We start from the raw sequence: 25,628 nt of genomic DNA, 5'->3' as shown, positions 1-25,628 counted from the left end.
TACCGGATTGTTGGCTCGTGCCCGGAGCTGGGCGAACGGGCATGCATTCCTGCGGTGTTGTCACGATTCACCCCACCGTCGCCCTGACCGTCTGCCACACCCGAACCACCGGGGGACAAGGGGCGACGTACGGGGCGAACGATGACCGGTGGGCGGACCTGCCGGTACCGGCTCGCGGGCGATTAGGGTGGGTCGGGGCGCACGAGAACCCACAGGCATTCCGGGAGCGTCCCAACGGGTAGAGCCGGGCGGATCGAGTGACCACGGTCGCCCCCACCCACCACGGCACAAGGGTGCTCGACCACACCAGGAGGCAAAGTGAACGGCGATCGGGACGAGATCCGTGGGGACTGGAACACTCCCGTCGATGATCAGTCCGACGCGGAGCCCGCCGAGATGACGGGTGAGTTCACCATCGACTACACCCCGCCGGCCTGGTACACGCAGAACGCCTCCGGGGACACATCGGGCGACGGGGCGGGCTTGCGGAGCTCCACCCCTCCGCCGCCGCCTCCGAACGGGGCTCCGGTGGCCGTGCCGGGGCTGCCGGCGGGCAGTGGGTACGAGCCGAACTGGCCGCACCAGCAGCCTCCGCCGCCGATCCCGGCGCAGAGCGCGCCCCTGCCGCCGTCGGTCGATCCGGTCCTGCCGTCGACACCTCCTCCTGCGACACCCTCCTCCGCCGCGGCCGACGACTCCGCCGCGCCGGAGCCATTCGCTCAGCCTTTCGGCGCCGGGGACGTGGAGAGCGGGGCGACCATGCGCTTCTCCCCCGCCGCACTGAAGCGCGAGATGGCGGAGATCGACGCCGCCAAGGAGGCGGCGGAGCAGGCCAAGAGTGAAGCGGACGCCGACGACGGCGCTCCGGATGCCGACGGGGCCCCTGACGGGGCGGCGGCCGACGCGAGCGACGCCGCACCTGCCGGGGCCTCGGCGAAGGACGAGCAGGACGGGGCGGGTGCCGGCGCCCAGCCCGGTCTGCGTTTCGGTGAGGAGACGAACCGCGACGAGGACGACGGCGTCAAGGACGACGTACGGGGCGGGGACGACGCGGACGGAGAGAGGGACGGAGACACGGGTGGGAGCCACCTGACCGGGTCCGGCGAGTCCACCGCCCACGCGCCTTCGGAGCGCCCCGATTCGTCGGACGAGACCGACATCGACGCGGATTCCCGATCCACCTCCGACCGCGACGCGGACACCGGCTTCGACGCCGACTCCGGGGAACCGGCGGATGTCAGCGACTCCGTGGTCCGTGCGGACCTCTCGGACGACGTCCAGGACAGCCGCGAAGAGCCGGAGCCGGCCGATGCCGTCGACGCGGTCGACACAGTCGACGAGCCGGCCGACGCGGTGCCGACGGACGAGCCCGTCGACGCCGCTCCGCCGTCGGACACCCCGGCGGCGCCGCCCGCCCCCGCGCTGCCGTGGTCCCCGGCTCCGGCCGGTCCGGACTCCGGCCTGCCGCCGTTGCCGCCCGCCTTCCAGCCGGCCGCTCCGGCGCCCGCGCCGCAGTGGCCCGCCGAGCGCCCCGCGGCGTCTCAGCCGCAGCCGCAGTCGCCATCGGTGTCCCAGGGCCAGTCGCAACCGCAGCCGCCCGCGATCACTCCCGCGCCCGCCCACCAACAGCACCAGCAGCCTCAGCTGCCCCCAGCGGCGTCCCCCTGGGCCACGCCCGCCGCGCCCGCCACACCGGCGACTCCCGCCGCGACGGCGCAGGAGAGCGGTTACGGATTCCCGCAGCCGGGCCAGCAGGGTCAGCCGGGCGGGCCCGCGCCCGCCAACTCCGGCCCCCATGCCCCGTACGCGCAGAGCGGTTACGGCTTCCCCCAACAGCCCGGACAGCCGGGGCAACAAGGCCCGCAGCCTGGCTACGGTTTCCCTCAGCAGGGACAACCCGGACAGCCAGCCCAACAGGGCCAGCAGCCGCACTCCGCGCAGCCCGCCCCGTATGTCCCCGCGCAGCAGCAGCCGCAGACCGCCCAGCCCCCGCAGACGCCCCAGACGCCGCCCGCGCAGACACAGCATGCGCAGCCGCCGCACCTGCCGGCTCCAGCCCCGCAGACGCCCAATCTGCCCGCCCAGCAGCAGCCGTACCAGCAGCCCGCGCCGGGCAACCCGCCAGCCGGCGGACCCGGGGCCGCTGGGGCCGCCGGCGCACCGGGGGCCGGGCCCGGCGCTCCGCCCGTGGACCCGCGCTCCGGCGGGGGCTGGCCGACGACGGTGGCGCACGACCAGCGTGAGCGCTCGGTGCCCGGCGCACCTCTCGGCTACACCGCCGCCGTCGAACTGTCCTCGGACCGCCTCCTGCGCAACAACAAGCCGAAGGCCAAGAGCAGCCGCAACCCCTCCGGCGCCTCACGCTTCAGGATCGGGGCGAAGAAGGAGGAGGCGGAGCGGCAGCGCAAGCTCGAACTGATCCGCACGCCGGTGCTCTCCTGCTACCGCATCGCGGTCATCAGCCTCAAGGGCGGCGTCGGCAAGACGACCACCACCACCGCGCTCGGTGCCACGCTGGCCACGGAGCGGCAGGACAAGATCCTGGCGATCGACGCCAACCCCGACGCCGGCACTCTCGGCCGCCGGGTGCGCCGTGAGACCGGGGCGACCATCCGGGACCTGGTGCAGGCGATCCCGTACCTCAACTCGTACATGGACATCCGCCGGTTCACCTCGCAGGCACCGTCCGGGCTGGAGATCATCGCCAACGATGTGGATCCGGCGGTCTCCACGACGTTCAACGACGAGGACTACCGGCGTGCGATCGACGTACTCGGCAAGCAGTACCCGATCATCCTCACCGACTCCGGCACGGGGCTCCTCTACAGCGCGATGCGTGGAGTGCTGGACCTGGCCGACCAGTTGATCATCATCTCGACCCCGTCCGTCGACGGTGCGAGCAGCGCGTCGACGACGCTGGACTGGCTGTCGGCCCACGGTTACGCGGATCTGGTGCAGCGGTCCATCACCGTCATCTCCGGCGTACGCGAGACCGGAAAGATGATCAAGGTCGACGACATCGTGCAGCACTTCCAGACGCGTTGCCGCGGCGTCGTGGTCGTGCCGTTCGACGAGCACCTGGCGGCGGGTGCCGAGGTCGACCTCGACATGATGCGGCCGAAGACGCGTGACGCGTACTTCAACCTGTCCGCGCTGATCGCCGAGGACTTCGTACGCGCCCAGCAGCAGCAGGGGTTGTGGACGGCGGACGGCAACCCGCCGCCGCACCTGGCACCGCCGATGCCGGGCCAGCAGGGCCAACAGCACGGCCAGCCCGGCCAGTACGCGCCAGGCCAGCAGGTGCCGGGTCAGCAGCCGTACGGACAGCCGCAGGCTCCCGGACAGTACGGACACGGTCAGCCACCGGGACACCAAGTCCCCGGCCAGACACCGGGACACCAGGCTCCGGGGCAGGCCCCTGGACACCAGGCTCCGGGGACCGGGCACGCCCAGGGTCAGCCCTGGGCTCCGGGCCAGCAGCCCCACGGCCCGAGCCATCAGTACCATCCGCAGCAGCCCTATCCGCAGCAGCAGGGGTGGCAGCAGTCGCTGCCGTCGCAGGCGCAGTCGTCCGGCGCCCCGGCCGGTCCCCCGCCGGGCCAGTACCCCGGTGCGCAGCCGCAGCATCAGCAGCCCGCGCAACCGGGGCAGACCGGCCAGCCGGGCGAGTCGGCACAGCCGGAATTGCAGGGTCCGGTTCCGCCCGCCGGATGGCCGCAGCAGGAGCCTCCGCAGGCTCCGTCAGCGCCTCAGCAGTAAGGCGACAGAGGATTAGACCAATGAGGGTCCGTACCGGCTCGACGGTACGGACCCTCATCGCATTCCCGCAGCCCACACGGGGTTTCTACGCCCGTTGACGTGGCCCGACCAGCGCTGATAAACCTTCGCTTCACCAGATGGTGAGCTGGAGTCAACCCACATACCGACCGCGGCCGACGCGAGTAATCGTTTCTGGCCACCCCTTCGAGTGACCGCTCGGGCCGATGACAGTCCCGACCACCCGACCACCCGTCCGACCCGCCAACTCCCGCCCCGTTTCGCTGCTTTCCCGCTTCTCCATCGCTCAACCGCCAGATGTGTCCGCCGCTCTCCGCTGTTCTCTGGTCTCTCCCGTTCTCTCTGTTCTCTCCGCAGTTCGTGTTTGCTGTTCTCTGTTTCTCCGTGCGAGTGATGACGCGAGGTCACGACCCATGGTCACAAGGATTCCACCGCGTACGACGCGGCAGCCCGCCCGGCAACGCTCCCGGTTCCGTCTCTTCCTGGCATCCGGTGCCGCTGCCACGGCGATGGTGGTCGGTTCCGTGGTCCCTCTGAGTCCGCTGCTGCCCGCGGCGCCACAGGCCCAGGCGGCGCCGAACGCGCCCAAGGCCCCGGCCGCAGCGGACGGCAAGAACGTCCTCACGGTCGCCGTCGACCAGAGCATCGACTCGCTCAGCCCGTTCCTGGCCCAGACGCTCGTCGCCACCAGCGTCCACCGGCTCACGTACGAGTACCTGACCAACTACGACGCCAAGGACGCCCGCACCGTTCCGGCCTTCGCCACCGAGTGGACGCCCTCGGCGGACAAGCTGACGTGGACCTTCACCATCCGCGACGACTCCAAGTGGTCCGACGGCAAGCAGGCCACGGCCGAGGACGCGGCGTGGACCTTCAACAAGATGATGACGGACCCGAACGCCGCCACGGCGAACGGCAGCTTCACGTCGAACTTCAAGAAGGTCACCGCGCCCGACCCCACGAAGCTCGTCATCGAGCTCAAGAAGCCGCAGGCGACGATGACGGCGCTGGACGTGCCGATCGTGCCCAAGCACATCTGGGAGAAGGTCGGCGACTTCTCCAAGTTCAACAACGACAAGAAGTTCCCGATCGTGGGCAACGGCCCCTACATCATTGAGGACTTCAAGGTCGACCAGTACCTCCGGCTGAAGCCGAACAAGGACTTCTGGCGCGGCGCGCCGAAGTTCGACGAGCTGGTCTTCAGGTACTACAAGGACAAGGACGCCGCGGTCGCCGCCCTCCAGAAGGGCGAGGTCTCGTTCGTCGCCGGCCTGACGCCGGCCCAGGCCGCCGCGCTCGGCAAGGCCGACAACATCAAGGTCAACGACGCCCCCGGACGCCGCTTCTTCGCGCTCGCCACCAACCCCGGTGCGAAGGCGAAGGACGGCAAGACCTTCGGCAACGGCCACAAGGCGCTGCTCGACCCCGACGTCCGCAAGGCGCTGTTCCACGCCGTCGACCGCAAGACGATCGTCGACAAGGTCTTCCAGGGCCACGCGGTCGAGGGACAGGGCTACATACCGCCGCGCTTCGACTCGTACTTCTGGGAGCCGTCGGCCGGCCAGAAGATCGGCTACGACCCGGCGAAGGCCGCGACACTCCTCGACGATGCCGGATACGAGAAGAACGCCGCCGGAAAGCGCGTCGGCAAGGACGGCAAGCCACTCGACTTCCGCATCCTCTGCCACGCCACCGACCCGAACGACAAGGCCATCGGCAAGTACCTCCAGGAGTGGTGGGGTGAGCTGGGCATCGGCCTCAAGGTCGAGTGCCTGGACAACGTCTCCGACCCGTGGCTCGCGGGCAACTACGACCTCGCCTTCGACGGCTGGTCGGTCAACCCCGACCCGGACTACGTCCTGTCGATCCACACCTGCGGCGCCCTGCCCGCCACGGCCGACGCCTCCGGCGCGACGGACAACTTCATCTGCGACAAGAAGTACGACGAGCTGTATGCGAAGCAGTCGGTCGAATACGACACGGCCAAGCGCACCGACCTGGTCAAGCAGATCCAGTCGCGTCTGTACGACACCGGGTACATGAATGTCATGGCCTACCCGAACGCCGTCGAGGCGTACCGCACGGACCAGATCAAGTCCATCACGACCATGCCCGAGGCCGCCGGCAACATCTGGGGCCAGGACGGCTACTGGAGCTGGTGGTCCGCCGTGCCGGCCGACGGGACCGGCGAAGCGAGTTCCGACAGCGGCTCGTCCACCGGCACGATGGTCGGGATCGGCGTGGCCGTGGTGTTCGTGGCGGCACTCGGGCTCTTCTTCATGATGCGGCGCCGCTCGACGGCCGAGGACCGTGAGTAGGAGCATGGGAAAGGTCACGACCGCGAACAGGGGGTCCGGGAGGCTTCCCCGGAAAGACACCGTATGAGCACCGCAAGCACCCCGGGTGTGGTGCGGGACGCCGTCGACGACCCGGTGAAGACCGGGCCGTCCGGCGGCCCCCGTACCCGCTCCACGGGCCACAGGACCGGCTATCTGCTGTACGTGGCGGGCAAGCTGGGCGGCGCGGCCGTCTCGCTGTTCGCCGTCCTCGTCACCAGTTTCTTCCTGTTCCGGATCATCCCCGGCGACCCGGTCAAGGCCATGACCCACGGCAAGCCGACGTCGCTGGAGCAGATGGCCACGCTCCGCAAGCAGTTCGGACTCGATCTGCCGATGTGGCAGCAGTTCACGGAGTACTGCGCGAAGGCCCTGACGGGCGATCTGGGGATCTCGTACCAGTTCCACGCCCCCGTCGGTGAACTGATCGCCGAGAAGGTGCCGGCGACGCTGCTGCTGACCGGCGTGGCCGTGCTGATCTACTCGACGCTCGGCCTGTGGCTCGGTACGCGCTCCGCGTGGCGCCACGGGGGGCTCGGCGACCGGGTCAACACCGGTGTGGCGCTGACTCTCTGGTCCGTGCCGTCGTTCTGGCTGGGACTGCTGATGATCATCGTGTTCTCGGTGGGCATCGGGCCGATTCCCGGGATGTTCCCCAGCGGCGGGATGGAGTCGGGCGACGAGACCGGCTTCGCGTATGTGCTCGACGTGGCGCACCACATGGTGCTGCCGGTGGTGACGCTGGTCGCGGTCGGTTACGCGCAGACGCTGCTGGTGATGCGGTCCTCGCTGCTGGACGAGATGGGCAGCGACTATCTGACGACGGCGCGGGCCAAGGGGCTGCGGGACGATCTCGTACGGCGTCGGCACGCCGTACCGAACGCGATGCTGCCGACGGTCACGATGATTTTCATCAACTTGGGCCACGTCGCCGCGGGTTCGATCCTCGTCGAGACTGTCTTCTCGTGGCCCGGCCTCGGCGGACTGTTCTACCAGGCGCTGAGCGTGCCCGATCTGCCCGTCGTGCAGGGGCTGTTCGTGGTCTTCGCGGGAGCGATGATCCTGATGAACCTCCTGGCCGACCTGTTGTATCCGCTGCTCGATCCCCGGGTGGGCCGATGACCATCGACGAGACGCCGCCGAATCCCCCCGAGTCCGGGGGGTCCCCGGAGCCCGGCGACGACGCGGCGACGCCCGCGCCGGTCGCGTCGACGCCGCAGACTTCGTCGGCGCCGTCGGCGTCCTCGGCGTCCTCGGCCCCGTCGGTCGGGGAGCCGGCCGTGCGGTCCGCCTCGGCGCTCGTGTGGGCACGGCGGCGCGCCTCCGTGTCCCGGTTCTGGCGCCAGTACCGCGCGCACCGTGCCGGCCTCCTCGGTCTCGCCGGCCTCGCGGTCATCGCCCTGATCGCCCTGACGTCGCCGCTGTTCATCGGCGGCGACGTGCAGAGCGTCACCGACGCGCCGGGAACGGCGCTGGAGAGCCCGAGCGGTGAATTCCCGCTCGGTACGGACCAGTTCGGCCGGTCACTGCTCGGCCTGCTGATCTGGGGGGCACGGATCTCCCTGATCGTCGGACTCCTCGCCGCCGCGCTGTCGGTGGCCATCGGCACCTTCGTCGGCATCATCGCGGGGCACTTCGGCGGCTGGTTCGCGACGGTGACCATGCGGGTGACCGACTGGTTCCTGGTGATGCCGGCGCTGGTGCTGGCGATCGTGCTGGCGACGGTGATGTCGCGCAGCATCTGGACGGTCATCCTGGCGATCGGGGTGACCTCGTGGCCGACGACGGCACGTCTGGTGCGCGCGCAGACCATCGCCGTCGAATCGCGCCCGTACATCGAGCGGGCGCGGGCACTCGGCGGCGGACACGGCCACGTCATGACCCGCCACGTGCTGCCCAACGTGATGCCGCTCGTCCTCGCCCAGACGACGCTCGGGATCTCCACGGCGATCCTGACGGAGGCCACGCTCGCGTTCCTCGGGCTCGGTGACCCCTCCGTCGTCTCCTGGGGAGGCATGCTCCAGGACGCCCGCGAGGCGGGGGCCGTCTCCTCGGGTCACTGGTGGTATCTGGCGCCGCCCGGTATCGCGATCGCGCTCGTCGCGCTCGCCTTCACACTCTGCGGCCGGGCCATCGAGGCCGTGCTCAACCCGAAGCTTGGGGTGTCCCGTTGACCGATACGCCGAAGACATCGAAAGTGACGGAACCGCAGCCGCAGCCGCGGAACGATCGGGGCTCGGAGCCACGGGAGCGGACGAGCCCGGCGTCGAGTCTGCTGGAGATCAGGAATCTGTGCGTCACGTACGGGACGGGGCCCTCGGCCGTACCCGCCGTACGGGGCGTGGACCTCGTTCTCGAAGCGGGCCGCAAGCTCGGCATCGCCGGCGAGTCCGGCTGCGGCAAGTCCACGCTGGCGCTTGCCCTGCTGCGGCTGCTGCCCCCCTCGGCGAAGCTCACCGGTCAGGTGCTGCTCGACGGTGAGGACGTGCTCACCATGAAGTGGGGCAGGCTGCGCGCCGTGCGCTGGGCAGGGGCCTCGATCGTCTTCCAGGGCGCGATGCACTCCCTCAACGCCGTGCACCGGATCGGCGACCAGATCGCCGAGCCCGTGCTGCTGCACCGGGGCGCGACGCCAGCCGCCGCGCGCAGGCGCACCGTGGAGCTCCTGGAGCAGGTCGGGCTGCCGGCCTCCCGCGCCGACGCCTACCCGCACGAACTGTCCGGCGGGCAACGGCAGCGCGTGATGATCGCGATGGCGCTGGCCTGCGATCCGCGGCTCATTGTCGCGGACGAACCGACGACGGCACTCGACGTGATGATCCAGGCCCAAATCCTGCGCCTCATAGAGCAGTTGGTCGCGGATCAGGACATCAGCCTGCTGATGATCAGCCACGATCTGGCAGTGCTCTCCGACACCTGTGACCGACTCGCGGTGATGTACGCAGGGCGGATCGTCGAGGAGGGGCCGGCGAAGGCGGTGTACGACGCTGCCGAGCACCCGTACGGCCGGGCGCTCTCCGCGGCGTTCCCCCGGATCGGGGACCTCGCCTCGCGGCGCGCCCCGCGCGGGCTGCCGGGGGATCCGCCCGACCCGTCGTCGCTGCCGTCGGGCTGTACGTTCCATCCGCGCTGCCCCGTCGCGCTGGAGGAGTGCGCGCGGGAGGACCAGCCCCTGCGGGAGGCGGGGCCGGGGCGGCAGGCTGCGTGCGTACACGTGGGCGCGGCCGTTCCCGCGCAGCTGTCCACGGCGCCCACGGAGTCCCGCCCATGACCTCCCCGCGCCCCGAAGGGGCGGCCACCGTGGTGCCCCGTACGGTGCGGCACGCGGCGCACGGGGCCGTCGGCCGCACCGTACGGGGCGATGGGGCCCGACGCCCGCGGACGGCAGGGTCGACGGCGCCGTCGGCGCCGTACCCGCCCCGTCCCGCTCGTACGGCCGCCGGGCGGCCACTCCTCAGGAGCCAGTCATGACCACCACGCCCACGCCTCTGCTCTCGGCCTCGGGGCTGCACATCACGTTCCCCGGGCGGCGCGGCGCCCCGACGGCGCGGGCCGTCGACGGCGTCGACCTCGACATCGGCGGGGGCGAGATCGTCGCCCTCGTCGGCGAATCCGGCTGCGGCAAGACCACACTGGCGCGGACGCTGCTCGGTCTGCTGCCACCGACGACGGGCGGCATCACCTTCGGCGGAGCGCCCCTCGGCTACCAGTCCGCCGCTCTCAAGGCGTACCGCAAGCGCGTCCAGCTGGTGCTCCAGGATCCGAGCGGTTCGCTGAACCCGCGGCACACGGTGTACGACGCGGTGGCGGAGGGCCTGCGCATCCACCGGTACAAGGGCGACGAACGCGAGGCAGTCGCCGAGGCGCTGTCCCGCGCCGGGCTCCGGCCGCCGGAGCGGTTCTTCCTCCGCTATCCGCACGAGTTGTCGGGCGGCCAGCGGCAGCGCGTCGTCATCGCGGGCGCCCTGGTCCTGAAGCCCGAACTGATCGTCGCCGACGAGCCCGTGGCTTCGCTGGACGCCTCCGTACGGGGCGAGATCCTGGCGCTGCTGCTCTCTCTCCGCGACGAACTCGGCCTGTCCGCCCTGGTCGTGACACATGACCTGGGGCTCGCGTGGAACATCGCCGACCGGGTCGCCGTGATGTATCTGGGGCGGATCGTCGAGACGGGACCGGTCGAACAGGTACTGACCTCCCCGCAACACCCGTACACGCAGGCGCTGTTGTCGGTGCTTCCCGAGTCCGGCGCGGAACCGGTCGTGCTGGCCGGCGAGCCTCCGGACCCGTCACGTATCCCAGGGGGCTGCCGCTTCCACGCGAGGTGCCAGATCCTGGCCTCGGGGGAGGCGGAACGCGCGGGCGTCGCCTCCAAGTGCCGTACGGAGGCCCTGCCGATTCTGACGGGCGGTGACACCACTCAGGTCGCCTGTCACTGGGCCACGGCCACCCGGTCCGGTGCGCAGAGCGAGAAGGCGCTCTGACCCGGAGCGCCGTACCTCCCCAACTCGGACACACGGTGCCCGAGTTGGGGTCTCACAGCGTCGTCAACGCGCGTCGTGGGCGGCGACGAGATCGCGCGAGCGCTTCACGTCGCCGGCGATGGCCTCGAGCAGCGCCTCGATCGAGTCGAACGTGCGCTGAGGCCGGACGTAGGACAGGAAGTCAACCGCGACGTGGAGCCCGTACAGGTCGAGCCCCACACGGTCGATGGCGTACGCCTCCACCGTCTGCTCCGTGCCGTTGAACTGCGGGTTCGTACCGACCGAGATCGCCGCCGGCATCCGTTCGCCGTCGGCCGTCAGCCAGCCCGCGTACACGCCGTCCGCCGGGATCGCGGTGTGCGGCAGCGTCTCGACGTTGGCCGTCGGGTAGCCGAGCTCACGTCCGCGCTGCGCACCGCGCACCACGATGCCCTCGACCCGGTGCGGCCTGCCCAGGATCTCCGCCGCGCCCGCGACGTCCCCCTCGGCGATCAGCCGCCGGGTCAGGGTCGACGAGAAGGGCTCGCCGCCACCCGCCGCACCGCTCACGTACAGGTCGTTGACCTCGACCTCGTAGTCGTACGTCGCCCCCAGCTCGGCCAGGAAGGCGACGTTGCCGGCCGCCCGGTGGCCGAAGCGGAAGTTCGGCCCCTCGATGACCGCGCTCGCGTGCAACTTGTCGACCAGCACCTTCACGATGAAGTCGGCGGGCGACAGCTTCGAGAATTCGAGCGTGAACGGCAGGACGAGCATCGCGTCCACACCCAGCTCCGCCATCAGCTCCGCGCGCCGGTGGTGCGGCGCCAGCAGAGGCGGATGGGTCCCCGGCCTGACGACCTCGCTGGGGTGCGGGTCGAACGTCACGACCACCGAGGGAATCCCCAGTTCCCGAGCCCGCTCGACGGCGCGGCCGATGACCAGCTGGTGCCCGCGGTGCACACCGTCGTAGGAGCCGATGGTGACGACGCTGCGCCCCCAGTCCTGGGGGATGTCCTCCAAGCCGCGCCAGCGCTGCACTGTGACCGCTCTCCTCGCCCGAACCTGTGTACGTGAATGCCTCTTACGAAGGTCTAAGACTGCCATGCCCGAGGCTTTTGACCCGCATCGGTATCGGGGTACGGAGCGACATGAGGGACTTCCCCGCGCCCGGCCCGTCCACTGGCGCCCCCTGCTTCGAATCATCGACCCGCCATAACGTGACATTCGTGTCGAATACCGGCTGACGGCAGCCACCGGTCCGGCGCGGTGCGCAGGTGTCGCCGGGGCGAGCCCCGGCTCAGGTACTCACCGCCAAGTGCCGCGACGTGTTCGGTGAGTTGGGCGCTCGAATCCCGGCGAGCGCGTGGCCGGCCGCGCGCTCGCCGGGACGGACAAACCGTCGTGTCCGCTCCGCGATGAGGTCCCCGCGTCGGACGGACGTCCGGGTCAGCCGAAGACAGCCAGGCTCTTCGCCTTGCCGCCCTGCTCCTCCACCAGCGCCAGGAACCGCCCGTCCGGCCCGAACGCGGCCACGGGCCCGGTGCGGCCCGCCCCGTCACGCCGAACGGGCATGTCAAGGCGTACACCATTGAGCAGCAGCTTCGCGCGCCTCTCGTCGACGTCCCAGCGCGCGAAGGCGGTAGCCGCGGCGTCGGCGACCGGCATGACGGTCAGCCGCTCCTGGTGCTGGTCGAGCGTCCTCGCCTCGTCGAGGCCGTACGGACCCACCCGGGTCCTGCGCAGCGCCGTGAGGTGCCCCCCGACGCCGAGTCCAGCGCCGAGGTCGCGGGCGAGGGCCCGGATGTACGTACCGGAGGAGCAGACGACCGACACGACCAGGTCGACCACGGGCGTGCCGTCCTCAGCGACGTCGGGGCGGACGTCGTACACCTTGAACGAGGAGATCGTCACCGGCCGTGCCGGGATCTCGAAGTCCTCACCGCCCCGTACGCGCGCGTACGACCGTTTCCCGTCGATCTTGATGGCGCTGACCTTGGACGGCACCTGCATGATCGCGCCGGTGAGTGCGGCCACCCCGGCGTCGATGCCCTCCCGGGTGACCCCGGACGCGTCGGTGGACGAGATGATCTCGCCCTCGGCGTCGTCGGTGACGGTGTCCTGCCCCAGCCTGATGGTGCCGAGGTACTCCTTCTCGGTCAGGGCGAGGTGCCCCAGCAGTTTGGTGGCCCGTTCCACGCCGAGGACGAGAACGCCCGTCGCCATGGGGTCGAGCGTGCCCGCGTGACCGACGCGGCGGGTCTTGGCGATGCCGCGCATCTTGGCCACGACGTCGTGCGAAGTGAAGCCCGACGGCTTGTCCACGATGACAAGGCCGTCGGGCGTCGTGGGGAGTCGCTGTGTCATTTAGCGGCGGCACCGTCCGTGTCGTCGCCTGCCGGGCCGACGCCGCCGTCGCCCGCCTCGGCCGCCTTGGCCGCACCGTCCTCGCCGGACCCGGAGCCGGACCCCGCTCCGGCCTCGGAGGCGGCACCGGCGTCGCCCGCGCCCTCCTCCTCGTAGCCCTCGTCACCGGGCTTGCGGTAAGGGTCGGCCTCGCCCGCGTAGGTCTTACCGGTCGACACCTCCCGCACCTCCGCGTCCTTGGCGCGCGCCCTGTCGAGAAGGTCCTCGATGGTGCGGGCGTTGTCCGGCAGGGCGTCCGGGACGAACGCCAGCGTCGGCGTGAACCGCACACCGGTCTGGCGGCCCACCTCGGACCGCAGGACGCCCTTGGCGCTCTCCAGGGCGGCGGCGGACGCCGCCCGCTCCTCGTCGTCCCCGTAGACCGTGTAGAAGACCGTGGCCTCCCGCAGGTCGCCGGTGACCCGGGCGTCCGTGATGGTCACGAAGCCCAGCCGCGGATCCTTGATACGCCGGTCCAGGGTCTCCGCGACCACGACCTGGATGCGGTCGGCCAGCTTGCGGGCCCGCGCGTTGTCGGTCACCGGTCCGTCACTCTTCCTTCTGGGTTTCTTGTCTGCTGCTGTTGCTGCCACGACCGTTGTCGGCCGTCACCGACCCGACCGGGACGGTCGGGCGCGGCCGGCTGTGGCCGCTCAGTCGTCTCGACGTTCAGTCGTCGTCCCCGTGCAGCCGCCGCCGTACCGACAGCAACTCCACCTCCGGACGGCCCGCGACCATGCGCTCGCACCGGTCCAGGACGTCCCTCAGGTGCCCCGTGTCCCCGGACACCACCGCCAGGCCGATCTCGGCCCTGCGATAGAGGTCCTGGTCGCCGGTCTCCGCCGCACTCACCGCGAACTTCCGCTGGAGTTCGGCGACGATCGGCCGGACGATCGAGCGTTTCTCCTTCAACGACCGTACGTCGCCGAGGAGGAGGTCGAAGGACAATGTCCCCACATACATGTGTTTCCGGATGTCCCGCCGGTACGGGTTCGGGCCCGCCAGCGCTTGGCAGGGGCACATAAACCGTACACGGAACGGCCGGGGCCGATCGACGGATTAAGCACCGCCGACCGGCCCCGGACCGGCGATGCCGCCCGAGCGGGACCCGGGCGGCATCGGCGCACCGCGCGCCCCGTCACATGACGTCGGTCGCGACGTGGGTCGCGACGTCGGTCATGTGACGGCGCACCGTCCGCCGTACGGCCTCGTCAGCCGTACGGCGGCGGTACGTCAGCCGCGCGGCTTCTCGCGCATCTCGTACGTCGCGATGACGTCGTCGATCTTGATGTCGTTGAAGTTCCCGAGGTTGATACCGCCCTCGAAGCCTTCGCGGATCTCGGTGACATCGTCCTTGAAGCGGCGCAGACCCTGGATGTTGAGGTCCTCCGCGATGACCTTGCCGTCGCGGACGAGCCGGGCCTTCGTGTTGCGCCTGACCTCGCCGGACCGGATGAGAACACCCGCGATGTTGCCGAGCTTGGACGAGCGGAAGACCTCGCGGATCTCCGCCGTGCCGAGCTCGATCTCCTCGTACTCCGGCTTGAGCATGCCCTTGAGGGCCGCCTCGATCTCCTCGATGGCCTGGTAGATCACCGAGTAGTAGCGGACGTCGACACCCTCGCGGTCGGCCATCTGCGAGGCACGCCCCGCGGCGCGCACGTTGAAGCCGATGACGATGGCGTCGGAGCCCATCGCCAGGTCGATGTCGGACTCCGTGACCGCACCGACGCCGCGGTGCAGGACCCGGATGTCGACCTCTTCACCGACGTCGAGCTGGAGCAGCGAGGACTCGAGGGCCTCCACCGAACCGGACGCGTCGCCCTTGATGATGAGGTTGAGTTCCTGCACCAGGCCGGCCTTGAGGGCCTCGTCCAGGTTCTCCAGCGAGAACCGGACGCCCTTGCGGGCGAACGCCGCGTTCCGCTCACGGGCGGCACGCTTCTCGGCGATCTGCCGCGCGGTGCGGTCCTCGTCGACGACCAGGAAGTTGTCGCCGGCGCCGGGGACGTTGGTGAGTCCCAGGACCAGGACGGGGGTCGCGGGACCCGCTTCCTCGACGTTGTTGCCGTTGTCGTCGAGCATCGCCCGGACACGGCCGTACGCGTCACCGGCGACCATCGTGTCGCCGACGCGCAGCGTGCCGCGCTGGACGAGCACGGTGGCGACGGCGCCTCGACCGCGGTCGAGGTGCGCCTCGATGGCGATACCCTGCGCGTCCTGCTCCGGGTTGGCCCGGAGGTCGAGCGAGGCGTCCGCCGTGAGGACCACGGCCTCCAGCAGGCTGTCGATGTGCAGACCCTGCTTGGCGGAGATGTCGACGAACATGGTGTCGCCGCCGTACTCCTCGGCCACGAGGCCGTACTCGGTCAGCTGACCGCGCACCTTGGTCGGGTCCGCGCCCTCGACGTCGATCTTGTTGACCGCGACCACGATCGGCACGTCGGCCGCCTTGGCGTGGTTCAGCGCCTCGATCGTCTGGGGCATCACACCGTCGTTCGCCGCCACCACGAGGATCGCGATGTCGGTGGACTTGGCACCACGGGCACGCATGGCGGTGAACGCCTCGTGACCCGGGGTGTCGATGAAGGTGATCCTGCGCTCTTCGTCGTTGACCTCGGTGGCGACCTGGTACGCGCCGATGTGCTGCGTGATACCGCCGGCCTCGCCCGCGACGACGTTCGTCTTGCGGATGGCGTCGAGGAGCCGGGTCTTACCGTGGTCGACGTGACCCATGACGGTCACGACCGGCGGACGCGCGACGAGGAACTCCTCGCCACCCTCGTCCTCACCGAACTCGATGTCGAAGGACTCGAGAAGCTCGCGGTCCTCCTCCTCCGGGCTGACGATCTCGACGACGTAGTTCATCTCGCCGGCGAGCACGTGCAGGGTGTCGTCGGAGACGGACTGCGTGGCGGTGACCATCTCGCCGAGGTTCATCATCACGGCGACGAGCGACGCCGGGTTGGCGTTGATCTTCTCCGCGAAGTCGGTGAGAGACGCACCGCGCGACAGCCGGACGACCTGTCCCTGGCCACGCGGCAGCATCACGCCGCCGACCGAGGGGGCCTGCATGGCCTCGTACTCCTGGCGCCTCTGCCGCTTCGACTTGCGGCCACGACGGGCCGGTCCGCCGGGACGGCCGAACGCGCCCTGCGTTCCACCACGGCCACCGGGACCACCCGGACGTCCGCCGAAACCGGGACGGCCACCGCCGCCACCGAAACCACCGCCGCCGGGACGGCCCGGAGCACCGCCGCCGCCACCGGGACGACCGGCGAAGCCACCGCCGCCACCGCCACCGGGACGGCCGGCGAAACCGCCGCCGCCACCGGGACGACCGCCGCCACCGGCGGGACGGCCGGCACCACCGGGACCACGGCCTCCGCCGGGGCCGCCGCCGGGACGCGGACCCGCGGCGGGACGCTGCGGCATCATGCCCGGGTTCGGACGGTTACCGGCGGGGCCGCCGCCGGGACGCGGGGACTGCGGACGAGGCATCCCACCGGGGGTGGGACGGCCGCCCTGACCACCGGCACCGGCCTGCGGACGGGGACCGCCCTGACCGGCGCCCTGCGGACGCGGGCCGCCGGGCGCACCGGCACCGCCGGGACGCGGGGCACCACCCGGACGGGGCGCCTGCGGGCGCGCCATACCGGTGGAACCACCCGAGGTGAAGGGGTTGTTGCCCGGACGGGGACCCGCCGGACGGGCACCCGGACGGGCGCCCTGTCCCGCGGGACGCGCGGGGCGCTCGCCGCCGCGGCCACCGTCACGGCCGCCGTCGCGCTGACCGCCGGACGGAGCCGGACGGGCGGCCGGACCACCGGTGGGGCGGGGCCCCGGGGTGGCCGAACCGGGGCGCGGGGACGCCGGGGTCTGGGGCGCCGCGGGCTGGGCCGGCGCCGGGGCCGAGAACTCGGCCGCGGGCACCGGGGTCGGCGCGGGCTTCGACGCCGGGGGCTTCGGACCGGGACGCGGGCCGGGGGCGGGCGTCGCGGACGGAGCCGGAGAAGAAGGGGTGCTGCTCTGCGGGGCCTCGGCGGCGGCCGGCTTGGGGGCCGGGGCGCCGGGCTTGGGGGCAGCGGGACGTGCCGCCTGCGCCGGGGAGGGCGCGGCGGGCTTCGCGGGGGTCGCCTTACGCGGCGCCCCGGGCTTCGCGGCGGGCTTGGCGGCGTTGCCGCCGGGGCCCTGCAAAGCATCAGTCAATTTGCGTACGACCGGCGCCTCGATCGTCGACGACGCCGAACGGACGAATTCACCGAGTTCTTGGAGCTTGGCCATGACGACCTTGCTCTCCACACCGAACTCCTTGGCGAGTTCGTATACCCGGACCTTAGCCACTTCGCTCCTTTTAGGTCCGGGTTACCGCCGGACCGTCGCTACTTCATGGGCGTACTCATCGCGTACTCATCGAGTGCTCATCGCAATCTCGACCTACTTCCAACTCGCGAGGTACCTGAATCGCACGGGGTTCCGTGCCGTACGTGTTCGTGCGTTGCTGCCTGCTCGACGTATCGGAGCAGTTCCGCGCTGTCGAGCGGTCCCTTGACCCTGAAGGCCCGGGGAAACGCCCGGCGGCGGACCGCCTGATCGAGACAGAACGAGGCGGGGTGTACATAAGCGCCCCGGCCGGGCAGCGTACCGCGTGGATCAGGGAGGCAAGCACCCTCGACCACCACGATGCGCAGCAGATCGTTCTTGGCCGCTCGCTCCCGGCATCCCACGCAGGTTCGCTCAGGGCAGGCGCGGGCGTGCGTCCGGCCAGACATCCTTAAGTCTACCTCCCCGTACCGACCTCACCCCTTTGGGGCAATGGTCGAACATTTGCTGGCCAAAAAGACTCGGTTGATCTCCGCGCCGTCCGTCGTCGTACGTCGCCCGCACGTCGCGGGCCCCGCGCGGGCTCGGGCGGGGTGGCGAGCCGTGATCCACCGCGATCAGCCGGCACCGTCGGTGGCCGACATCCGGCACCCGATGGCCGAATGCGATGCACCCGGCGGACGACGCCCGGATCACGCTGCCCCGACGGCGCGGGGTGTACGTGGCGTACGGGGCGATGCCGCGGCTGTACGGCGCGTACGGGGCGGTCGCGCGCCGCACGGAGCGATCCGCGACCGTACGGGGCTCCCCCGCACCGCGGCGTACCGGGCGGGATCGCGCCGCGTACGCCGCTCCGCACCGCCCGCCGCTGCGCCGAACGGACCCGAGCCGACCCGGCTCGCCCGCCGGTCCCGGTGCGGCCGCGCCGCCCCGTCAGCCGCCGTCGCCGCGCGGCGACGGACCCATGGCCGCCCCGGTGTCGTCCGCCCCGTCGGTCTGCTCCGTGTCAGGCCGGATGTCGATGCGCCAGCCGGTGAGACGGGCGGCCAGGCGGGCGTTCTGCCCTTCCTTGCCGATCGCCAGCGACAGCTGGTAGTCCGGCACTGTCACCCGCGCGGAGCGAGCGCCGAGGTCGACGACCTCGACCTTGCTGACCCGGGCGGGCGACAGCGCGTTGGCCACCATCTCCGCCGGGTCGTCCGACCAGTCGACGATGTCGATCTTCTCGCCGTGCAGCTCCGCCATCACGTTGCGCACCCGCGAGCCCATCGGGCCGATGCAGGCGCCCTTGGGGTTGAGGCCGGAGCGGGTGGACCGTACGGCGATCTTGGTGCGGTGGCCCGCCTCACGGGCGATCGCGCAGATCTCCACGGAGCCGTCCGCGATCTCCGGGACCTCCAGCTCGAAGAGCTTCTTCACGAGGTTGGGGTGGGTGCGCGACAGTGTCACGGAGGGGCCCCGTACGCCCTTGGCCACGCGGACCACGAACGTACGCAGCCGCAGACCGTGCGTGTACTCCTCGCCCGGCACCTGCTCCTGCACCGGGAGGATGGCCTCCAGCTTGTCGTCCAGCCGCACCAGGATGTTCCTGGGGTCCTTGCCCTGCTGGACCTGTCCGGCGACGATGTCGCCCTCACGGCGCGCGTACTCCCCGAATGTCACGTCGTTCTCGGCGTCCCGCAGCCGCTGCTGGATGACCTGACGCGCCGTCGTGGCGGCGATGCGGCCGAAGTCCGACGGGGTGTCGTCGAACTCCTTCGCCTCCTGGCCCTCCTCCAGCTCCGAGGGGTCCTCCTTGGCCCACACCGTTACGTGACCGTTGTCGCGGCTGAGCACGACACGGGCGAGGCGGCGGCTCCCCTCGGTGCGGTGGTAGGCGATGAGGAGGGCGGATTCGATCGCCTCGACCAACAGCTCGAACGGGATCTCCTTCTCTTGTGCCAAGCCCTTCAGGAGCTTTACGTCGATGTCCATGGCTACGCCTCCTCTTCCTTCTTGTCCTTGCGGTTGAACTCGAGTTCCACGCGCGCCTTGGCGATCGACGCGAACTCGATCCGGCGGGCGGTCGGCTTGCGCCCCTTCACACCCGGCACTTCGAGGTCGAGTCCTCCCTCGTCCACCGCGAGGACACGGGCCACGAATTCGTCGCCCTCATGAGGCTGGATCTTCGCCAGACGGCCGACGGCGCGCACGTAGTGACGGTGCTCGGTCAGCGGGCGGTCGGCTCCCGGGGAGGTCACTTCGAGCTGGTACTCGTCCTCGCCCATCACGTCTGTCTCGTCGAGAGCCGTGGAGACGGTGCGGCTCAGCTCGGCGCACTCGTCCAGATCCACGCCGTCGTCGGAGTCGACCACGATTCTCAGCACACGACGCCGGCCCGCCCGGGACACCTCGATCTCCTCGAGATCCAGGCCCTTCGCGCTGACGAGCGGTTCCAGCAGTCCGCGCAGCCTCTCGCTGTGGGTGGTGCTCATCCGGGTGACTCCTCGGCCGCGTGTGTGCTGTTGTGGGATCGTCGCGTGTCAGGGAAAGGGTATCCGGTCGCAAGGGGTGTTGCCGTCCACCTGGGGCTGACGCGCAGGTACGCTCGCCTGCGGTGATCACTGCGAGGCCCGAGGGAGACACGCGTGGGGCGCACGGGGACGACACGTAGGGGTGCGCTCTTGGCGGTCGGCGCCGCGGCGGGAGGTCTGCTGACCGCCTGCACCGACGGCGACGACGGATCACGGGGCCCGGCGAGCGCGGCGGCCGTCCGGGCCGCGAAGGAGCTGCGGGTGAAGTCCGCCGGGACGAGCCGCGAACTGCTGCGGCAGTACGACGCGGTGCTCGAACGGCATCCGGATCAGGCCACGCGGTTGACGCCGCTGCGGGGCGCCGTCGCACGGCATGTGACCGCGCTGTCGCCTCCGCGGCCTTCCAAGAAGGAGACGGAGAACGGGTCGGCGAAGCCGTCTCCTTCCTTGCCGGCTTCCTCCGCTCCGTCTCCGGCGCCGTCGTCGGCGGCGTCTGTCGGTACGGCCGCCATGAACGCCGGGGTAGCGGCTTCCGGTCCCGCGCCGTCCGTTCCGGCGGATCCCGGCGCCGCGATCAAGGAGCTGGCCGCGGCCGAGCGCCGTGTCTCCGAGGCGCACGCCGACGCCCTCGTCCACGCCCCGCCGGAACTGGCCCGGCTGCTGGCCTCCCTCGCCGCGGCCGCCGCCGCCCACGCGTACCTGCTGGCGGAAGGATTCTCCTCGTGAGCGGTGACCGGGTCCTGGACGCCGCGCAGGCGGCCCTCGCCGCCGAACACGCGGCGGTGTACGGGTACGGCGTGGTCGGCGGACGTGTCGGCGACGAACGCCGCGCGGAGGCGACGACCGCGTACGACGCGCACCGGGCCCGGCGGGACGGCCTCGCGCGTACGGTGCGCGATCTCGGCGGGAAACCGGCCGCGGCCGCCGCGGCCTACGCCCTGCCCTTCGAGGTGCCCGACACCGCCGCGGCCACGGCGCTCGCGGCCGATCTGGAGGATCGGATCGCGGGGGTCTACTCCGACCTCGTACGGGCCTCGGAGGGGCCGCTGAGGCAGGACGCCGCCGGGGCGCTGCGCGAGGCGGCGGTGCGGGCGGTGCGCTGGCGGGGCAGCGGCGTAGCCTTTCCTGGGCTCGCCGAGCGTCTGTGAGCCCGATCCACAGGAAGGGCTCTGGGCACGTATGGCTTTCGAACCGCCACGGCGGCTGGTACGCACCCTGAGCGAGACGTACGGGGAATCCGTCGCGGCACCGTGGCTCGGGCGGTTGCCCGGGATCGCCCAGGAAGCGGTGGAGCGGCGGGAGTTGACGGTCGAGCGGGTGGTGGCGCCTGGCGGCGGGAGCAGCCTCGTGGTGCTCGTACGGCGCCCCGACGGGGCGCCGGCCGCGCTCAAGGTGGTCCCCCCCTTCGCCGCTCCGGAGCCGGAGCGGGCGGCGCTGACGCACTGGAAGGGCTGGGGCTCGGTGGAGCTCATCTCGGGCTCCGACGGTGCGCTGCTCCTGGAACGGCTGCACTCCGAGACGTCGTTGCGCTCCCTGCCCGAGGCGAAGGCACTGCTCGAAGCGGCGGGAACGGTGCGGAAGTTGTGGGTCGAGCCGGTCGCCGGCCACGGTTTCGAGACAGTCGCCGAGCGGACGACGCGGCAGGCGGAGGCGATGCGGAGGGCGACGGACCCACAGGTCGCTCCGCTCGTCGCGGCGGCACTCGACGCACGCGAGGACCTTCTCGCTGCGGGGACGGCGGAGCTGATGCTGCTCCACGGCGCGTTCCGTCAGGGCAAGGTGCTGTCGGGCGACCGGGCGCCGTGGCTGGCGGTGGGCCCCGTGCCGGTGGTGGGCGAGCGCGCGTTCGACCTGGCGCGGCTGGTACGCGACCGGGTGGAGGATCTCGTCGCCGCGTCGTCCGGCGCCGCCGCGACGCGGCGCCGGGTGAACAAACTGGCCGACTCGCTGGACGTCGACCGCGAGCGGCTGCGTGGCTGGACGCTCTTCCGCGCGGTGGAATCGGGCGTGCGCGCGCTGGAGGCCGGGCGTCGCCAGGACGCGGAACTGCTGCTGGAGTTCGCCGACTGGCTGTAACGGGGCGGGGAGTTGGCGCCGCCGACCGTACGCACCACCCGTGCCACGTACTCCGCGAGCCCCGTCACGGGGCGGTCCGGGCGGCCACGGGGTACGGGGCGGGAGAGCCCGGTCGCCCCGGACCCGGTCCCGCCCGCCCCGTACCCCGTCGTACTCGTCCTCGGCCCGCCGTACCCGCCCCGTAGGGGCGTCGGCGTCAGGCGTCGGCCGTCAGGCGCGCGACCGCCTCCGCGACCGTCAGCTCCTCGCGCTCCCCGGTGCGGCGGTCCTTCAGCTCCACCACTCCGTCGCCCGCGCGCCGCCCGGCGACCAGGATCTTGGGCACACCGATCAGCTCCGCGTCGGTGAACTTCACACCGGGCGAGACGCCGGGGCGCTCGTCGACCAGCACGCACAGCCCCGCAGCGGCCAGCTGGTCGGCGACGTCGACCGCCAGCTCCGTCTGGAGGGCCTTGCCCGCGGCGACGACGTGCACGTCCGCCGGGGCGATCTCACGGGGCCAGCACAGGCCCTGCTCGTCCGCGGTCTGCTCCGCGAGCGCGGCGACGGCGCGGGAGACGCCGATGCCGTACGAGCCCATCGTCACCCGCACCGGCTTGCCCTGCTGCCCGAGGACGTCGAGCTGGAAGGTGTCGGCGTACTTGCGTCCGAGCTGGAAGATGTGGCCGATCTCGATCGCGCGTCCCAGCTTCAGCCCGGTGCCGCACACGGGGCAGGGGTCGCCCTCCTCGACGACCACCACGTCGAGGTAGTCGTCGACCTCGAAGTCCCGTCCGCAGACGACGTCGCGCGCGTGGGTGTCGGCCTTGTTCGCGCCGGTGACCCAGGCGGTGCCGGGCGCGACGCGCGGGTCGGCGATGTAGCGGATCTTCAGCCCCTGGGGGCCGACGTAGCCACGCACCAGCTCGGGACGGCCCTCGAAGTCCTCGGCCGTCACCAGTTCCACGACGGCGGGCGCCAGGTGCTCGCCGAGCTTGCCGAGGTCCACCTCGCGGTCACCGGGGACGCCGACGGCGGTGATCTCACCGTCGACCTTCACCAGGAGGTTCTTGAGCGTGGCCGAGGCCGGCACGCCGAGGAACTTGGCCAGGGTCTCGATGGTCGGGGTGTCGGGGGTGTCCAGCTCCTCCATCGGCCCGTGCGCCGAGCCGTCGACGGGGGGCGTGGTGAACGTGACCGCCTCGGTGTTGGCGGCGTAGTCGCCGTTGGGGCAGTCGACGAAGGTGTCCTCACCCGCGGCGGCCGGTGCCAGGAACTCCTCGGACGCGGAGCCGCCCATGGCGCCGGAGACGGCGGAGACGATGCGGTAGTCGAGCCCCAGGCGCGCGAAGATCTTCTGGTACGCGGCGCGGTGGAGCGCGTACGACTCGGCGAGGCCCTCGTCCGTGGCGTCGAAGGAGTACGAGTCCTTCATCTGGAACTCACGGCCGCGCAGCACGCCGGAGCGGGGCCGCGCCTCGTCCCGGTACTTCGTCTGGATCTGGTAGAGCATCACCGGCAGGTCCTTGTAGGACGTGCACTGGTCCTTGACGACCAGGGTGAAGATCTCCTCGTGCGTCGGACCGAGGAGATACTCGCCGCCCTTGCGGTCCTTGAGACGGAAGAGCAGGTCGCCGTACTCGTCCCAGCGGCCACTCGCCTCGTAGGGCTCCTTGGGAAGGAGGGCCGGCAGCAGTACTTCCTGCGCCCCGATGGCGTCCATCTCCTCGCGGACGACGCGCGCGATGTTGTCGAGCACCTTCTTGCCGAGCGGCAGCCAGCTCCAGAGGCCGGCGGAGGTGCGGCGTACGTACCCGGCGCGGACGAGAAGCTTGTGGCTCAGGGTCTCCGCGTCCGCCGGGTCGTCGCGCAGTGTCTTGGCCATCAAACGGGACATGCGCTGGACCTGGGACATGGGGAGCACTCCTGCGTTTTCTACTCGGCTGGTGCCAGGAGGTTATCCGGGGCACACCGGCGGGCGGAAATCAGTAAGCGCGCACCGTAAGGCCCTCAGCGCCGCCGCAGCGGCAGCTGGGCGCCCATCACGGCGTACGGTTTGGCCGCGCTGGGGAAGATGACCTGGCGCGCCAGGTCCTGGTAGCCGAGGGCGCGGTAGAGGCCGCGGGCGGGGCTCTCGATGTCGATCGCGGACAGTATCGAGCGGGGCTGCCGTGCGACGTCGGTGATGGTGGTGATGAGGGTGCGCCCGATGCCGTGGCCCTGGAACGCGGGGTGGACGTGCAGTTCGGTGATGACGAAGGAGTCGTCGAGCCAGCCGTCGCGGCCTTCGGCGCGCAGATACGGCTCGACGACCGTGGACCACCAGTGGGAGCGGTCGTTCGGCATGCCGTAGACGAAGCCGGTGAGCCTGCCCTCCGCCGTGAGCGCCCCGTACGCGCGGGCCCCGGGCGTGAGGAGGTGCCGCAGCACGATCTGGCGGCGTACGCCGATCTCGGCCTCGCTGAGCCCGAAGGCGAGCGCCTGTACGGCCAGCGCCTCGTCCACGCGCGGGGCGAGGTCGATCGGCCCCACGCGCACGTCGGGAATCCGGCGGTGGTTCCCGGGGTAGCTCGGCACGCTCGGCATGGCCGAACCCTACTTTCAGAAGAGGACGCTCATGAACGCGCCCACTTCGCGGAAGCCGACCCGTCGGTAGGAGGCCCTGGCGGGGGTGTTGTAGTCGTTCACGTACAGGCTGACGACGGGGGCGACGTCGGCGAGCGCGTACCGGACGACGGCGGCCATACCGCTCTCGGAGAGGCCCTGGCCGCGGAATTCGGGGGCGACCCAGACGCCCTGGATCTGGCAGGCGTGCGACGTGGCCGCGCCGATCTCCGCCTTGAAGATCACCTTGCCGTCGTCGACGCGGGCGAACGACCGCCCGGCGCCGACCAGTTCGGCCACCCGCGCCTGGTACAGCAGCCCGCCGTCGCCGGCCAGCGGGGAGACGCCGACCTCCTCGGTGAACATCGCCACGCAGGCGGGCATGATCGTCTCCAGCTCCTCCTTACGGATGCGGCGTACGAGAGGGTCGGGCCGCACCGTCTCGGACGCCCGCTCGGTGACCATGAGCGGCTGATGGGCGCGGACCTCGCGGGCGGGGCCCCAGTTGGGCTCCAGGAGCCGCCAGAGCTGGGCCGTGGGCTCCGCGGGCCCGACGATGGACGAACAGCGGCGCCCCGTACGGCGGGCGCGGTCGGCGAAGGCCCTCACGGCGTCGGGGGACGCGCAGATCGGGACCAGGTTGGCGCCGGAGTAGCACAGTGAGCGCAGCCGCCCGTCCGCGTACCAGCCCCACATCTCGCCGCCGAGGCGCCAGGGGTCGAGTCCCGCCGATTGGACACGGGAAGCCACGAAGGCGTTGGCGACGGGCTCACTCTCGAGGATGGCGAGCGCGGCGCCGAGTTCGCCGGGATCGAGGACCCGGGTGGTGGTCTGCGTCAACACGAGAGGGGCCTCACCATACGTCTGCTGATTCTCCGCACTGTACCCGCCGCTTCCGCGCCGTGCCGCGTACACCGAAAGGCCCCGCTCCCCTGACGCCTGAGGCGTGGGATGCGGGGCCGTACGGAGACGTGGCAGCGACGAGGAGGGTCGGGGCCAGGCGGCGGCCGGCGAGCGGCCCGGCGGGGGCCCCGGGGCGATCCTCAGCTGATGGAGACCTCGGGCTCGCCGGAGGGGACTCCGTCGGCCTCCATCTCCGCGGCGATCTTCAGGGCCTCCTCGATCAGGGTCTCGACGATCTTCGACTCCGGCACCGT

At 71.4% G+C, this 25,628-nt stretch carries 20 protein-coding genes and 1 pseudogene; 9 read left to right on the top strand and 12 right to left on the bottom strand.

Annotated features, from left to right (window positions below; all coding sequences use genetic code 11):
* Positions 1-318: 318 nt before the first annotated feature.
* The 6 genes from ACZ61E_RS27410 (at position 319) to ACZ61E_RS27385 (ending at position 10,594) form a co-directional block, all read left to right on the top strand.
* The gene (locus tag ACZ61E_RS27410) at positions 319-3,759 is read left to right on the top strand and encodes an SCO5717 family growth-regulating ATPase (protein WP_469702558.1); all 3,441 of its coding nucleotides are present in this window, start codon (positions 319-321) and stop codon (positions 3,757-3,759) included.
* Positions 3,760-4,190: 431 nt separating this feature from the next.
* On the top strand, positions 4,191-6,095 hold the full coding sequence (locus tag ACZ61E_RS27405) for an ABC transporter substrate-binding protein (protein WP_469702556.1): 1,905 nt from the start codon (positions 4,191-4,193) through the stop codon (positions 6,093-6,095).
* A 63-nt stretch (positions 6,096-6,158) separates the two neighbouring features.
* Entirely contained in the window at positions 6,159-7,235 is a 1,077-nt protein-coding gene (locus ACZ61E_RS27400; RefSeq protein ID WP_469702555.1) for an ABC transporter permease, read from the top strand.
* Entirely contained in the window at positions 7,232-8,287 is a 1,056-nt protein-coding gene (locus tag ACZ61E_RS27395; RefSeq protein WP_469702553.1) for an ABC transporter permease, read from the top strand. Before ACZ61E_RS27400 ends, ACZ61E_RS27395 begins: the two co-directional genes overlap by 4 nt.
* A 98-nt stretch (positions 8,288-8,385) precedes the next feature.
* Positions 8,386-9,384, top strand: a complete 999-nt coding sequence (locus ACZ61E_RS27390; RefSeq protein WP_469702594.1) for an ABC transporter ATP-binding protein — start codon at positions 8,386-8,388, stop codon at positions 9,382-9,384.
* Positions 9,385-9,580: 196 nt separating this feature from the next.
* Entirely contained in the window at positions 9,581-10,594 is a 1,014-nt protein-coding gene (locus tag ACZ61E_RS27385) for an oligopeptide/dipeptide ABC transporter ATP-binding protein (RefSeq protein WP_469702551.1), read from the top strand.
* Between the two features lie 63 nt (positions 10,595-10,657).
* Here ACZ61E_RS27385 and ACZ61E_RS27380 read toward each other — a convergent pair whose 3' ends face one another.
* The 8 genes from ACZ61E_RS27380 to rimP form a co-directional block, all read right to left on the bottom strand.
* Positions 10,658-11,611 (bottom strand): bifunctional riboflavin kinase/FAD synthetase, encoded by a 954-nt coding sequence (locus ACZ61E_RS27380; protein ID WP_469702550.1) that lies wholly within the window; start codon positions 11,609-11,611, stop codon positions 10,658-10,660.
* Between the two features lie 408 nt (positions 11,612-12,019).
* Positions 12,020-12,937, bottom strand: coding sequence for a tRNA pseudouridine(55) synthase TruB (truB, locus tag ACZ61E_RS27375; protein ID WP_469702548.1), 918 nt, complete (start codon positions 12,935-12,937; stop codon positions 12,020-12,022).
* Positions 12,934-13,518: a 30S ribosome-binding factor RbfA gene (gene rbfA / locus ACZ61E_RS27370; RefSeq protein WP_469702546.1), complete on the bottom strand. Its 585-nt coding sequence runs from the start codon at positions 13,516-13,518 to the stop codon at positions 12,934-12,936. The genes truB and rbfA overlap by 4 nt, the downstream gene beginning before the upstream one ends.
* A gap of 127 nt (positions 13,519-13,645) precedes the next feature.
* Positions 13,646-13,939: a DUF503 domain-containing protein gene (locus ACZ61E_RS27365; protein WP_469702544.1), complete on the bottom strand. Its 294-nt coding sequence runs from the start codon at positions 13,937-13,939 to the stop codon at positions 13,646-13,648.
* Positions 13,940-14,209: 270 nt separating this feature from the next.
* Positions 14,210-17,320, bottom strand: coding sequence for a translation initiation factor IF-2 (gene infB / locus ACZ61E_RS27360; protein ID WP_469702543.1), 3,111 nt, complete (start codon positions 17,318-17,320; stop codon positions 14,210-14,212).
* 77 nt (positions 17,321-17,397) lie between these two features.
* Entirely contained in the window at positions 17,398-17,748 is a 351-nt protein-coding gene (locus ACZ61E_RS27355; protein WP_147878834.1) for a YlxR family protein, read from the bottom strand.
* A 484-nt stretch (positions 17,749-18,232) separates the two neighbouring features.
* A complete protein-coding gene (gene nusA, locus ACZ61E_RS27350) occupies positions 18,233-19,273 on the bottom strand; it encodes a transcription termination factor NusA (protein ID WP_469702541.1) in 1,041 nt (346 codons plus the stop codon).
* 2 nt (positions 19,274-19,275) lie between these two features.
* Positions 19,276-19,773: a ribosome maturation factor RimP gene (gene rimP, locus ACZ61E_RS27345; RefSeq protein ID WP_469702539.1), complete on the bottom strand. Its 498-nt coding sequence runs from the start codon at positions 19,771-19,773 to the stop codon at positions 19,276-19,278.
* Between the two features lie 189 nt (positions 19,774-19,962).
* Between rimP and ACZ61E_RS27340 the strand changes: the two genes are divergently transcribed.
* The 3 genes from ACZ61E_RS27340 to ACZ61E_RS27330 are packed head-to-tail and all read left to right on the top strand — an operon-like array spanning position 19,963 to position 21,888.
* Positions 19,963-20,538, top strand: a complete 576-nt coding sequence (locus tag ACZ61E_RS27340) for a hypothetical protein (RefSeq protein ID WP_469702538.1) — start codon at positions 19,963-19,965, stop codon at positions 20,536-20,538.
* Positions 20,535-20,960 carry a ferritin-like domain-containing protein gene (locus ACZ61E_RS27335; RefSeq protein WP_469702536.1) on the top strand — a complete coding sequence of 142 codons (426 nt, stop codon included), beginning with the start codon at positions 20,535-20,537 and terminating at the stop codon, positions 20,958-20,960. The genes ACZ61E_RS27340 and ACZ61E_RS27335 overlap by 4 nt, the downstream gene beginning before the upstream one ends.
* Before the next feature lie 31 nt (positions 20,961-20,991).
* Positions 20,992-21,888 (top strand): aminoglycoside phosphotransferase family protein, encoded by an 897-nt coding sequence (locus ACZ61E_RS27330; RefSeq protein ID WP_469702535.1) that lies wholly within the window; start codon positions 20,992-20,994, stop codon positions 21,886-21,888.
* Between the two features lie 196 nt (positions 21,889-22,084).
* Here the strand turns inward: ACZ61E_RS27330 and ACZ61E_RS27325 are convergent, their stop codons facing one another.
* The 4 genes and pseudogenes from ACZ61E_RS27325 to ACZ61E_RS27310 all read right to left on the bottom strand — a co-directional run.
* Positions 22,085-23,782: a proline--tRNA ligase gene (locus ACZ61E_RS27325; RefSeq protein ID WP_469702534.1), complete on the bottom strand. Its 1,698-nt coding sequence runs from the start codon at positions 23,780-23,782 to the stop codon at positions 22,085-22,087.
* 95 nt (positions 23,783-23,877) lie between these two features.
* Positions 23,878-24,453 carry a GNAT family N-acetyltransferase gene (locus tag ACZ61E_RS27320; protein ID WP_469702533.1) on the bottom strand — a complete coding sequence of 192 codons (576 nt, stop codon included), beginning with the start codon at positions 24,451-24,453 and terminating at the stop codon, positions 23,878-23,880.
* 15 nt (positions 24,454-24,468) lie between these two features.
* The gene (locus ACZ61E_RS27315) at positions 24,469-25,314 is read right to left on the bottom strand and encodes a GNAT family N-acetyltransferase (RefSeq protein ID WP_469702532.1); all 846 of its coding nucleotides are present in this window, start codon (positions 25,312-25,314) and stop codon (positions 24,469-24,471) included.
* A 200-nt stretch (positions 25,315-25,514) separates the two neighbouring features.
* A pseudogene (locus ACZ61E_RS27310) lies at positions 25,515-25,628 on the bottom strand (flavodoxin-dependent (E)-4-hydroxy-3-methylbut-2-enyl-diphosphate synthase); the annotation flags it as partial.

Source organism: Streptomyces sp. NPDC104581, assembly GCF_055583685.1.
This window is presented reverse-complemented; position numbering and strand designations above follow the sequence as displayed.

Excerpts from the sequence above, each read along its gene's own strand:
- ACZ61E_RS27400 (WP_469702555.1), top strand. The coding sequence starts at position 6,159 with ATGAGCACCGCAAGCACCCCGGGTGTGGTGCGGGACGCCGTCGACGAC.
- ACZ61E_RS27355 (WP_147878834.1), bottom strand. The coding sequence starts at position 17,748 with ATGTCTGGCCGGACGCACGCCCGCGCCTGCCCTGAGCGAACCTGCGTG.
- ACZ61E_RS27365 (WP_469702544.1), bottom strand. The coding sequence starts at position 13,939 with ATGTATGTGGGGACATTGTCCTTCGACCTCCTCCTCGGCGACGTACGG.
- nusA (WP_469702541.1), bottom strand. The coding sequence starts at position 19,273 with ATGGACATCGACGTAAAGCTCCTGAAGGGCTTGGCACAAGAGAAGGAG.
- ACZ61E_RS27325 (WP_469702534.1), bottom strand. The coding sequence starts at position 23,782 with ATGTCCCAGGTCCAGCGCATGTCCCGTTTGATGGCCAAGACACTGCGC.
- ACZ61E_RS27330 (WP_469702535.1), top strand. The coding sequence starts at position 20,992 with ATGGCTTTCGAACCGCCACGGCGGCTGGTACGCACCCTGAGCGAGACG.
- ACZ61E_RS27385 (WP_469702551.1), top strand. The coding sequence starts at position 9,581 with ATGACCACCACGCCCACGCCTCTGCTCTCGGCCTCGGGGCTGCACATC.
- ACZ61E_RS27405 (WP_469702556.1), top strand. The coding sequence starts at position 4,191 with ATGGTCACAAGGATTCCACCGCGTACGACGCGGCAGCCCGCCCGGCAA.
- truB (WP_469702548.1), bottom strand. The coding sequence starts at position 12,937 with ATGACACAGCGACTCCCCACGACGCCCGACGGCCTTGTCATCGTGGAC.
- rimP (WP_469702539.1), bottom strand. The coding sequence starts at position 19,773 with ATGAGCACCACCCACAGCGAGAGGCTGCGCGGACTGCTGGAACCGCTC.
- ACZ61E_RS27320 (WP_469702533.1), bottom strand. The coding sequence starts at position 24,453 with ATGCCGAGCGTGCCGAGCTACCCCGGGAACCACCGCCGGATTCCCGAC.
- ACZ61E_RS27395 (WP_469702553.1), top strand. The coding sequence starts at position 7,232 with ATGACCATCGACGAGACGCCGCCGAATCCCCCCGAGTCCGGGGGGTCC.